The sequence below is a fragment of the Gordonia insulae genome, from assembly GCF_003855095.1.
Taxonomy (GTDB): Bacteria; Actinomycetota; Actinomycetes; order Mycobacteriales; family Mycobacteriaceae; genus Gordonia; species Gordonia insulae.
Window position 1 is genome coordinate 2,864,364 of sequence record NZ_CP033972.1, and the last position, 11,028, is coordinate 2,875,391.

13 protein-coding genes are annotated in these 11,028 nt (G+C 67.3%); 5 read left to right on the forward strand and 8 right to left on the reverse strand.

Annotation, left to right across the window (positions count from 1 at the left end; translation table 11 throughout):
* Positions 1 to 7 precede the first annotated feature (7 nt).
* The gene (locus D7316_RS13065) at positions 8 to 421 is read right to left on the reverse strand and encodes a winged helix-turn-helix transcriptional regulator (protein WP_124708626.1); all 414 of its coding nucleotides are present in this window, start codon (positions 419 to 421) and stop codon (positions 8 to 10) included.
* A gap of 124 nt (positions 422 to 545) precedes the next feature.
* Between D7316_RS13065 and D7316_RS13070 the strand changes: the two genes are divergently transcribed.
* Positions 546 to 1,412, forward strand: coding sequence for an NmrA family NAD(P)-binding protein (locus D7316_RS13070; RefSeq protein WP_124708627.1), 867 nt, complete (start codon positions 546 to 548; stop codon positions 1,410 to 1,412).
* Positions 1,413 to 1,436: 24 nt separating this feature from the next.
* Here D7316_RS13070 and D7316_RS13075 read toward each other — a convergent pair whose 3' ends face one another.
* Positions 1,437 to 1,916 (reverse strand): anthrone oxygenase family protein, encoded by a 480-nt coding sequence (locus D7316_RS13075; RefSeq protein ID WP_124708628.1) that lies wholly within the window; start codon positions 1,914 to 1,916, stop codon positions 1,437 to 1,439.
* Positions 1,913 to 2,818, reverse strand: a complete 906-nt coding sequence (locus D7316_RS13080) for a Rossmann-fold NAD(P)-binding domain-containing protein (protein WP_232016895.1) — start codon at positions 2,816 to 2,818, stop codon at positions 1,913 to 1,915. Before D7316_RS13080 ends, D7316_RS13075 begins: the two co-directional genes overlap by 4 nt.
* A 90-nt stretch (positions 2,819 to 2,908) precedes the next feature.
* Here D7316_RS13080 and D7316_RS13085 point away from each other — a divergent pair, with 90 nt between their 5' ends.
* Both D7316_RS13085 and D7316_RS13090 read left to right on the forward strand, forming a co-directional pair.
* On the forward strand, positions 2,909 to 3,889 hold the full coding sequence (locus tag D7316_RS13085) for an AraC family transcriptional regulator (protein WP_124708629.1): 981 nt from the start codon (positions 2,909 to 2,911) through the stop codon (positions 3,887 to 3,889).
* Between the two features lie 5 nt (positions 3,890 to 3,894).
* Positions 3,895 to 5,208, forward strand: coding sequence for a hypothetical protein (locus D7316_RS13090; RefSeq protein WP_124708630.1), 1,314 nt, complete (start codon positions 3,895 to 3,897; stop codon positions 5,206 to 5,208).
* 43 nt (positions 5,209 to 5,251) lie between these two features.
* On the opposite strand, the gene D7316_RS13095 is transcribed toward D7316_RS13090, so the two are convergent.
* From D7316_RS13095 to D7316_RS13115, 5 genes are all read right to left on the reverse strand, one after another.
* The gene (locus D7316_RS13095) at positions 5,252 to 6,535 is read right to left on the reverse strand and encodes a M18 family aminopeptidase (protein WP_124708631.1); all 1,284 of its coding nucleotides are present in this window, start codon (positions 6,533 to 6,535) and stop codon (positions 5,252 to 5,254) included.
* 14 nt (positions 6,536 to 6,549) lie between these two features.
* A complete protein-coding gene (locus D7316_RS13100) occupies positions 6,550 to 7,224 on the reverse strand; it encodes a hypothetical protein (protein ID WP_124708632.1) in 675 nt (224 codons plus the stop codon).
* Complete coding sequence (purQ, locus tag D7316_RS13105) at positions 7,224 to 7,904, reverse strand: phosphoribosylformylglycinamidine synthase subunit PurQ (protein WP_124708633.1); 681 nt, start codon at positions 7,902 to 7,904, stop codon at positions 7,224 to 7,226. The genes D7316_RS13100 and purQ overlap by 1 nt, the downstream gene beginning before the upstream one ends.
* A 14-nt stretch (positions 7,905 to 7,918) precedes the next feature.
* On the reverse strand, positions 7,919 to 8,158 hold the full coding sequence (purS, locus tag D7316_RS13110; protein WP_124708634.1) for a phosphoribosylformylglycinamidine synthase subunit PurS: 240 nt from the start codon (positions 8,156 to 8,158) through the stop codon (positions 7,919 to 7,921).
* Positions 8,159 to 8,263: 105 nt separating this feature from the next.
* Positions 8,264 to 8,746 carry a glutathione peroxidase gene (locus D7316_RS13115; protein ID WP_124708635.1) on the reverse strand — a complete coding sequence of 161 codons (483 nt, stop codon included), beginning with the start codon at positions 8,744 to 8,746 and terminating at the stop codon, positions 8,264 to 8,266.
* A gap of 142 nt (positions 8,747 to 8,888) precedes the next feature.
* On the opposite strand from D7316_RS13115, the gene D7316_RS13120 reads away from it, so the two are divergent.
* Complete coding sequence (locus tag D7316_RS13120; RefSeq protein ID WP_232016896.1) at positions 8,889 to 9,461, forward strand: MarR family winged helix-turn-helix transcriptional regulator; 573 nt, start codon at positions 8,889 to 8,891, stop codon at positions 9,459 to 9,461.
* On the forward strand, positions 9,458 to 11,014 hold the full coding sequence (locus D7316_RS13125; RefSeq protein WP_124708636.1) for a DHA2 family efflux MFS transporter permease subunit: 1,557 nt from the start codon (positions 9,458 to 9,460) through the stop codon (positions 11,012 to 11,014). The genes D7316_RS13120 and D7316_RS13125 overlap by 4 nt, the downstream gene beginning before the upstream one ends.
* The last annotated feature ends 14 nt before the right edge of the window (positions 11,015 to 11,028 follow it).

The following is an 11,028-nucleotide window of genomic DNA, read 5'->3' on the forward strand; positions in this document are numbered from 1 at the left end:
ATCTGCGCTACTGGGCCGGACCGTCGTGCGCCGCCCGGGACTGCGAGACTTCCGTGACGTGCGCCTCGACGAACTCGATCAGACCGGTCAGCCGAGCGGCGACCTCTGCCCCGAGGTCGGTGAGCGAGTACTCGACTCGGGGCGGGATCGCCTGGAGGACGGACCGGTTCACGAATCCGTCACGCTCGAGGGCCTGAAGGGTCACCGACAGCATCCGTTCGCTCACGCCGTCGACGCGGCGACGTAACGCGTTGAACCGCATATCGCTCTCCCCGAGCGCCACGAGCGCGAGCAATCCCCAGCGGCTCGTCACGTTCTGGAGGATGTCCCGCGACGCACAGTCGCGGGCGAAGACGTCCGCGACGAAGGCCTGATCGACCTCGTCGGGGACCGGCTCGTCGGCGGATCGCGCTGTGGACATGACGCCATCATACGCAAACTCTTCCGCATGTGATTACCGATGCGTTTGCACTATACAAGTAGTAAGTGCACTATGGTCGGGAAGCACCGCGAGGTTCGGTGACCGACACGCAGAGGAGAGACGCATGACCACATATGCAGTGACCGGAGCAACCGGCGGACTCGGCGGCGGGGCCGTCCACGCCCTCCTGGAACGCGGGGTGGCGGCGGGTGATGTCGTCGCGGTGGTCCGCGACCTCGAGAAGGCCCGCGACCTCACCGACGCCGGTGTGGTGGTTCGTGTGGCCGATTACGCCGATCAGGGTGCCCTCGAAGCCGCGTTCGCCGGTGTCGACCGTCTCCTGCTCGTCTCCGGATCCGAGGTCGGCCAACGCCTGCCGCAGCACACGAATGCCATCGACGCGGCCACCCGGGCAGGCGTCGACCTGATCGCCTACACCAGCATCCTGCGGGCGGACACGTCGCCGCTCCAACTGGCAGCCGAACATCTCGCCACCGAGAAACTCCTGGCCGACAGCGGCTTGTCGACCGTCCTGCTGCGCAACGGCTGGTACTCGGAGAACTATCTCCCGTCTGCGGCTGCGGCGATCGAGGGTGGCGTGTTCTACGGGAGCGCGCAGCACGGCGAGATCGCGCCGGCGTCACGGGCGGACTACGCCGAGGCGGCCGCCGCCGCCCTGATCTCTGCCCAGGCCGGACAGATCTTCGAACTCGCCGGCACACAACATCTCTCGTACGACGACATCGCAGCAACCTTCGCCGAGGTGAGCGGCAGGCCCGTGCGCTACCAGGACCTGCCGGAGTCCGACTACGCGGCCGCCCTCGTCGAGACCGGTATCCCGGCACCGTTCGCCGGCATCCTGGCGAACTCCGACGCCGGGGTGGCGGTCGGCGCCCTGGACTCCGACTCCACCGACCTGGTGGATCTCCTCGGACGCCCGGCGATCGGCTTCCCGGATGTGGTGCGGCGCGGGCTCGTCGCCACCTCCTGAGCCGGGGCGCCGCGTTCCGCGGGATCAATCGCGCGTCTGTAGCAATCCGACGATCAGGACGACGAATCCCGCGGTCGACACGCCCGCCCGCACGATGTTCCACTGCACCCACGGTCGGACGAAATCCGCCCAGACCGTGGGTGCGTCGGTGGCGGAGACCGTGCCCGCGGCGTCGAGACGATTGTTCAACGGCACGTTCACGCCCATCGTGATCAGCACCGGGACGATGACGAGGACGGCAGCGGCGACGAGCCACCAGCGCAACGGGTCTCCCCACCAGAGCACTGCTCCGAGGACACCGAAGACGATGGCGCCCACAAAGATCAACGCGAACAGCGGATTGACGATCGCCACGTTGATGCGCTGCATCGAGACGATGGCTGATTGCGCCCCGGCACGCTGCAGGCCGGGCATCACCGAGTAGGCGAACGCCGCGTACAAACCGGCGGTCAGCCCCATCGTGGTCATCGCGAGGACGAGGACGGTGTCGCGAAGCTGGCTCATCGCGACACCTCGGTCTGCCGAGCAGACCTCGCCCAGTGCAGTGCGACGTCGACGATGTCGCGCGGCGCCCGGCCGAGCACGCGCTCGACGCCGTCGGAGACATGCGCATTGCGACCGTCGAACAGTGTGCCGAACAGGGAGAGCAGGAGATCGACCTCAGGTGCGGGAACATCGAACTGCTGCAACATGTCTCGATAAGCAGCCGGCGACACCTCGGCAAACTCGACAGTCGTTCCACGAGCACGGCCGAACACGTCGGCGGCCTCGGCGAACGTGAGCAGCCGGGGACCGGTGAGATCGTGGGTACGGCCGGCATGCGGGTTCGCACCGTCGGCCGTGACGTCGAGCAGTGCCGCGACCGCGACCTCGGCGATGTCGTCGGCATCGATGAAGGGTTCACCGACCGCCCCGACCGGCAACGTCAGCGAGCCCGCGGCGATCTCCGGCGCGAAGCCGCCCTCGGTGAAGTTCTGGTCGAACCACGCGCAGGACAGCACGGTCGATTCCGTACCGGCCGCGTGGACCAGTCGGGCCGCCGCATCGGCTTCGGTTTCACCGCGCCCGGCCAGCAGGACCAGCCGGGCGACCCCGGCGTCGTCGGCGAGGCGGACGAACTCGGCGATGTCGTCGGTCGCGCCGGGCACGATGAGATCGGGCTGGTAGGTGAGGTAGACGGACCACGCGCCATGCAGCGCGCGCGCCCACGTGGAGCGGTCGGTCCAGTCGAAGACGGTGTCGCTCGATCGACTGGCGCGGCGGACGCCGTGGCCGCGCGATTCGAGAAGGTCGGCGACCCGCGATCCGGTCTTTCCGGTCGCGCCGACGACGAGCACGGGGCCCGGTGCTGCGGGCGTCGCAGAGTGGGTGGCGGAGTGAATGGTGGCGGGAGGTGGCTGTGTCATGGTCTCAGTCCACCGCGGATCGTTGAGACGATCCATAGCCGATCGGCTCAATTACATACGCAAACGTCTCGGTCGACGTAGGGTCGAGAGGTGGACGCTCTCGGTAGCCTGCTGAACGGCCCCCGCGCCCAATCGCCGATGTTGTTACGGATGGTGATGCGGTCGCCGTGGTCGGTGCGCATCGAGGACACGGCACCCCTGACCGTCGTCGCGGTGACCCGGGGATCGGCCGTGCTCACCTACGACGACGGCCACCGATATCGTGTGGCCCCCGGCGACGTCGCGCTGATCCGCGGCACACACCCGTACACGATCGCCGACGACCCGACACATGAGTGGGTCGCCCGGATCGACGCGAACGGCGACTGTTTCGACCCGACCGGCGTGCACAGCGTCGCCGACGACATGTGTTTCGGTGTCCGGTCGTGGGGGAACTGCGCCGACGACGACGCCGACTCGATCATGCTCATCGGCACCTACCCCACCGGCGAGGTCAGCCAGCGTCTGCTCGATGCGCTCGACCGGATCACCCTGGTACCCATGCACGATCACCCCTTGGTGTCGCTGATGGAGGACGAGATCGTGCGCGATTCGCCGGCCCAGGAGGCCGTACTGAACCGGCTTCTCGACCTGTTGCTGATCACCGGCCTGCGTCAGTCGATGGATGCGGGTGACGCCCGCGCCGCGCAGTGGTATCGGGCGCATTCCGATCCGCTGGTGGGACAAGTACTTCGGCTGATGCACAACGGGATAGAGCGGCCGTGGACCGTAGCATCCCTGGCCGCCGCGGCAGGTGTCTCCCGCGCGGTGATGGCGCGTCGGTTCACCGACCTCGTCGGCGAACCACCGATGACGTACCTGACGAACTGGCGGTTGTCGGTGGCGGCCGACCTCCTGGCCGACCGGAGTCGCTCGCTGCGTTCCATCGCGCACCAGGTCGGCTACGGCAGCCCGTTCGCGTTCAGTACCGCGTTCAAACGCCATCGCGGGATGAGCCCGGCCGCGTTCCGCACGCAGTCGGCCACCGGCGACGGTGCGCGCGCGGCGGCCCCGGCCAGCATGATTCACTGATGGCCATGTCCGCCCGTTCCTCGCTTGCCGGCTTCGTGCGGCGTCTCCCCTTCGGCATCGGCACGGTGACCATGCTGCTCATCGCCGCGATGGTCGCGACGGTCGGCGTGGTCCTGGCGATCGGGTCCCCGACGGACTCTGCGCCCGAGTACACCGACGGCCGGTTGCGTGGCTACGTGCATGAGCCCGAAGTCGCGTGGAGCCAATCCAGCGACACACTGCCCGGCTACGGCGAGGCCGGCGGGATCGAGATCGCCGACACGTGGCGGGATCGGTGGCTGCTCAGCTATCCATCGGGCCTGGGCCGTGCATACCTGCTCGTGGCCGAGTCGTCGGGTAAACCGCTGTGGGACAAGCCGGTCGTCGCGGGTCTCGGGGGTTGCGCGATCAACGACACCGGACAGGTCGGCTGCGCCGTCAAGCTCGGTGGCGCACCCGACGGGTTCTATCTGGTGGACGCCGACGGGGTGACGGCGTCGCGCACCGACCTCGACGACACCAAACAAGTGGTCGGGGTGGGTTCGGACTATCTGCGCATCGACCAGGCGGGCTATCGGGTCACGCTCCGCACACCCACCGGCGTCGAGCTCTGGTCACGGACCTTCGCCACCGCCGCGCAGGCCCGGATCCGCAACAACGGCATCCTGACGGTGAGCACCGCCGACGGCACCCGGTTCGTGCTCGACCCGGAGACCGGCAAGGACCGGCTGTCGTGCACGCAGTGCACGATCACCGCATTCGACAGCGGCATCACCGTGCAGTACGACGAGTTCGAGGCCGAGAGGGTCGTCAGCTATGCCGTCGACGACGGGGCGCTGCGCACCCCGCCGGTCACCGTCTCGGCCGGACTGCGAGTGCTCGCCGGGCCCGCGGTGCTACCGGTCCTGACCGGCACCGGGGACAGTCAGGTGCAGGTCACCCAGGGCCGCTACGAGATCCGCGATCCGGCGCGCGCGGAAGCGCTCTGGCAGATCACCGATCCGGAGCTGTCGAAGGCCAACACCAGACCGTGCGGCACCCAGGTCGCCTTCGCCCTGAAGGATCGCTCCCGCCTCTTCTACGACCTCGCGGACGGCACGCGCGTGGGCCGCATGGAGCCACCCGCCTACGACGATCCGGGCAGCAACATCGATCAACTGTCGTGCGTGGGATCGTCGGGTACGACACTGGTGTTCGCCGACGCCAATCAGGTGACCGCCGTGGACGCCGTCCGGGGAGACGTGGCCTGGACCCGTCAGATCATCGGCAACGCCTCGGCACTCGACGGCTACATCATCCTGCGCGAGGGCGCGTCGATCACGGTGCTGCGCCCCAACTGACCGGCCGCCGACGTCACCGCGGTTCGCGGTTGCCGTCTGCGGATCAGGCAGCGCTCAGGAATGCCTGCAACGCGGCCGAGTACATGCCGACGTCGGCGGCGCCCATCAGCTCGCGCGCGCTGTGCATCGCGAGCTGCGGAGCGCCGACGTCGATGGTGGTCAGTCCGGTGCGGGCCGCGGTGATCGGGCCGATCGTCGATCCGCAGGGCAGATCTGCCCGGTGGACATAGCGCTGCATCGGTACACCGGCGGTGTCGCAGGCGAGGGCGAACACGGCTTCCCCCACGGCATCCGACGCGTAGCGCAGATTCTGGTTGACCTTCAGCACGGGTCCGCCGTTGATCGCGATCCGGTGCGACGGCTCGTGCCGCTCGGGGTAGTTCGGATGCGTCGCGTGCGCCATGTCACCGGACACGCACACACTGGCCGCCATCGCCTGGAGATAGTCGGCGCGGGAACCGCCGCGCGCCAGCACGATCCGTTCCAGGATCGTCGAGAGGAAATCCGAGGCGGCACCACGCTCAGAGCCGCTGCCGACCTCCTCGTGATCGAACAGCGCGAGCACTCGCGTGTGGACAGACGGCTCGCCGTCGAGCAGCGCGCGCAGCCCCGCATAGCAGGTTCCCTGGTTGTCGAGTCTTGGCGCACTGAGCAATTCGCTGTCGGCGCCGATGAGTCGACACGGCGCCACGTCGTGGGTCATCAGTTCCCATCCGAGCAGCGACGTCGGCTCGATCCCGGCGTAGGACGACACCCAGTCGAGTACGTCGGGCCCGTCAGGGTCGAGCGACCAGATTGCGTCGACCTGCCGCTGCGGGTCGAGGCTGACCCCCTTGCGATCCTCGGAGAGGTGAATGGCCAACTGCGGCACTCGAACCACCGGTTCCGTCACGTGCACCAGGACGTGGTCGACGGTCGTGTTGCCCGCCCGGGCGGAACCGGAACGGAATGCCAGTCGCCCGGAGAGACCGAGGTCGCGATCGAGCCACGAGTTCAGCCAGGCACCACCATACGGCTCGAGGGCAACCATACCGATGCCCGCGGACGTGCGGCCGGGATGCTGTTTGAGCCGCAGATTGGGGCTGTCGGTGTGACCACCCACGATCCGGAACGCGTCGCCGTCGCCGGTGTCCCACGCGATGATCGAACCACCACGGACCACGTAGTTGCGTCCCGGCGGCGTCGACCATTCCCGCCCCTCGTGCAGGCGGACGTAACCGGCCCCCTCCAATTCGGCCGCGACGGTCGCGCAGACGTGGAACGGCGACGGTGAGGCATCGATGAACACGCCGAGATCCTCGGCCGTGGCACTCGTCGTCAGGCTCACAGTGGTACCTCCGGTCAACTCGAATGTCTCACCGACGGGGCCAACGGCACCCGCACCCCGCCGATGGCCGCCATGGTGACGACGACCGACGACATCAACACCAGTTCACCGAGGTTGCCCACCCAGAGCACGGCGTTGCCGGCCGCCGCGGCGATGAGCATCACCATCGAACCGATGAACAACCACGGGAATCCCGCGTAACGCCAAGCCATCACACCGAGAACGAGCAATGCGAGCACCGTGATGATCGCCGGCAACGGCGCACCGGTGGCTTCGGCGTTGACGTAACGCAGTGCGTCACCGGCATTCTCCGGGACGAGTCGCGCCTTGACGATCTCCTCGACCACGCCGATGAGGATGAGCATCGCGACGAGCGCCCAGCCGCCGATCGCGACGTTGCGGGTCTGTGCCTGCGTCACGCCGAGCCGGCCGACGAGTATGCCCGCGACGACGATCAGCAGTGGGGTGACGATCGCGTGAATCCAGAAGCGCGGCATGTTGATCGCCAGCAGGGTGTCGCCATAGCCCACGAAACGGCCGATGGCCACTGCGAAATTGTCGTAGGCCAGACCGACCAGGATCACCGCGACGCCCACCGCGACCGCACCGACCTTCGGCACGAGCCGCACCGAGATGACGCACAACGCGAGCATGGCGACGCCGATCGCCGCCATGATCAGCGAGGTCATCAGGCAGCGGCCAGAACGGAATCTATGACGGAGTAGAAGAGCCCGAGCCCGTCGTCGCTGGGCCCCGTCAGCGCTTCGGTGGCGTGCTCGGGGTGTGGCATCAGTCCCACGATGCGGCCGTCCGGGCTGGAGATCCCGGCGATGTCGAGGGTCGACCCGTTCGGATTGCCACCGGCGTAGGTGAAGACGATCTGCCCCTCACCAGCGAGTTCCTCGAGCTTGCGCTGTGGCGCGACGTAGCGTCCCTCGCCCGACTTGAGCGGGATGAGGATCTCGGCGCCGAGTTCGAACCGACTCGTCCACGCCGTCGTGTTCGACTCGACCTTGAGCCATTCGTCGCGGCAGATGAAATGCAGGCCCTCGTTGCGGGTCAGCGCGCCCGGTAGCAGACCCGCCTCGCACAACACCTGGAAACCGTTGCAGATCCCCAGGACCGGCATGCCCTTGCCTGCTGCTTCGACGACGGCACCCATCGCCGGCGCGAACCGTGCGATGGCACCGGCACGCAGGTAGTCGCCGTAGGAGAAGCCGCCGGGCACGATCACCGCGTCGACACCCTTGAGGTCGGCGTCACCGTGCCACAGTTCCACCGGCTCGGCGCCGGCCAGTCGTGCCGCGCGCGCTGCGTCGACGTCGTCGAGGGTGCCGGGGAAGGTGATGACCCCGATGCGAGCAGTCATTTCGGCCGGCCCCCTCAGTCCGCGACGCGGGAGACGTTGAAGTTCTCGATCACCGTGTTGGTGAGCAGTTCCTCCGCGATCCGCTCGAGCGTGACGTCGTCGATCTCGTCGTCGACCTCGAGTTCGAAGCGCTTGCCCTGCCGGACGTCGGCGACCCCGGCGAATCCGAGACGGCCCAGGGCCCCCACGATTGCCTGGCCCTGGGGGTCGAGTATCTCGGCCTTCGGCATCACATCGACCACCACTCGCGCCATGGGCTATTGCTCCGTTCTCGCTGGTGCGCTCTATCAGCGATCACCTTACCGGGTGGGCATCGACCCCACCCGCGCTCGGTCGGCGCGTGGGGTCGAGAGCGAGTGTCAGAGCGCGGCTTCGATGGCCTCGATGACCTCGGGAGCGGTCGGCTCGGTCCGCGGACGGAATCGCTTGACGACGGTGCCGTCGGCGCCCACGAGGAACTTCTCGAAGTTCCACTGGACGTCACCGGCCTCGCCGCTGTCGTCGGCCGTCTTGGTGAGCTCGGAGTAGAGCGGATGCTGGTCGTCGCCGTTGACGTCGGCCTTCTCCAGCAGCGGGAAGGTCACGCCGTAGCTCGTCGAGCAGAAGGTCGCGATCTCCTCCGCCGTGCCGGGTTCCTGACCCATGAACTGATTGCAGGGCATGCCGACGACGGTCAAACCCCGGTCACGGTAGTTCTTCGCGATCTCCTCGAGACCGGTGTACTGCGGGGTCAGACCACATTTGCTGGCCACGTTGACCACCAGCAGCGGACCGGAGAACGCGGCGAGATCGAGTGCGCTGCCATCGAGCGCCTTGACGGGGATGTCCTTGACATTGCTCATCCCATCGACGCTAGCGCAGCCGAGCGGACCGATGGTCGGTTTGCCGGACGGTATGACACCCGTCACTGCGTTCGCGCGGGTATGCCCGATCTCACAATTGATTGCATTAGCGAAATAGTTGCATCGACGTTAGTTTTGTTGGGTGTCCGCATCCCTGTCATCGAGCGTCGGCTCGTCGCGCTGTGCCGCGAGGTCCGTCGACGACGCCTTCGATGCGCTGATCGGTTTCCTCGACCGACTCGCCTGTGTCGGCAAGGCACACACGATGGACACCCTGGCCGCGACCGAGCTGACCTTCTCCCAGCTGAGAGTCATGTTCGCGCTCGGTGCACACGGCGACGGCGCCGAGTGCATGTCGGTCAACGAGATCGCCGACCACGTGAACCTGTCGTTGGCGTCCGCCGGGCGCACCGTCGACAAACTCGTCGGTGCCGGACTCGTCGACCGTCGCGAGGATGCGGCCGATCGCCGGGTCAAGCGTGTCTCGCTGACGGCCGCCGGCCACGAGATCGTCGACTCACAGCTGAGCGTCAAGCAGGACCTCATCCGCACCTTCGTCGCCCGTCTCCCCGCACCGTTACGGGCCGGACTGTGCGACGCCCTGAACCCCATCGTCGACAACGAGGTCGACTACTTCGCCGGGATAGGCGATCCGCCCCCGGACCCCGAACGCCCCGACTCGCCGGACAATTCATCACAGAAAGTCACTTCATGACCTCCTCATCACCGCCCGCGCACGCACACGCGGGACCGCCGGACACCAAGCTCGATCGGCATGTGCTGATGGTGGCGGGCGTGGTCGTGCTCGGCGCGATCATGTCGATCCTCGACGTCACCGTCGTCGCGGTCGCCCAGAACACCTTCCAGCAGGAGTTCGGCACCGACGCCGCCGGCGCGGCGTGGACCGCCACCGGCTACACCCTTGCCCTCGCCGCGGTCATCCCGCTGTCCAGCTGGGCCGCTTCACGATTCGGCACCAAGAAGGTCTATCTGACCTCGCTGGTGCTGTTCACCATCGGCTCGATCCTGTGCGCCCTCGCCTGGAACATCGGCTCGTTGGTCGCCTTCCGTGTCATCCAGGGTCTCGGCGGCGGTCTGCTCATGCCGATCGGCATGATGATCCTCACCAAGGCCGCGGGCCCGGAGCGCGTCGGCTCCGTGATGGCCGTGCTGGGTATCCCGATGCTGCTCGGTCCGATCGGCGGCCCGATCCTCGGCGGTCTGCTCATCGAGAAGCTGAGCTGGCACTGGGTCTTCCTGATCAACGTCCCGATCGGCATCGTCGCGTTCATCTACTCGTGGATCGTCCTGCGCAAGGACGAGGAGACGTCGCGACCGAGAATCGACCTCGTCGGTCTGCTGTTGCTGTCACCGGGTCTCGCGCTGTTCCTGTTCGGCATCTCGTCGAGCGCCGAACACCGCACCTTCCTGACGGGCAGCGTGCTGATCCCCGCCATCATCGGTGCGATCCTCATTGCGACGTTCATCTGGCACGCCTTCCACGCGGACAAGCCGTTGCTGGACCTGCGCCTGTTCAAGAACCGGACGCTGACGATCGCCGTCATCACCATGACGCTCTTCATGATCGCCTTCTTCGGCGCGTCGCTGCTCTACCCGCAGTACTTCATCGGTGTGCGCGGCGAAACGACTCTCACCGCCGGTCTGCTGCTGGCCCCGCAGGGGCTCGGCGCCATGCTGACGATGCCCATCGCGGGACGCATGACCGACAAGATCGGTCCCGGCAAGTTCGTCCTCGGCGGCATCGTGCTGATCCTGCTGGGCATGGGAGTCTTCCTCTTCCTCGGCGCCGAGACGTCCTACTGGCTGCTGGGCGGGGCGCTCTTCGTCCAGGGTCTGGGCATGGGCATGACCATGATGCCGATCATGTCGTCCGCTCTCGCGACCTTGAACAACGCTCAGGTGCCGGACGGGTCGACCATGGTGAACGTGGTGCAGCAGGCCGCATCGTCCATCGGCACCGCCGTGATCTCCGTGGTTCTCGCCAGCGGACTGGCCGGCAGCATGCAGGCCGGCGTGGCGATCACCTCGAACACCAACCCGGATGCTCTGCCACTTGAGTTGCGGGAGGCGCCGATCCCGGCATCGTTCTTCGACTCCGCGGCCGACATCTTCGGGTCCACCTTCATGGTCTCGGTGATCCTGATCGCACTCACCTTGATCCCGGCGTTCTTCCTGCCCCGCAAGAAGATCGCGTCGCCACTGGTGGAAGAGGACATGGAGCGGTCCGCGCCGGTCATCATGCACTGAGCGGAATCACCCGC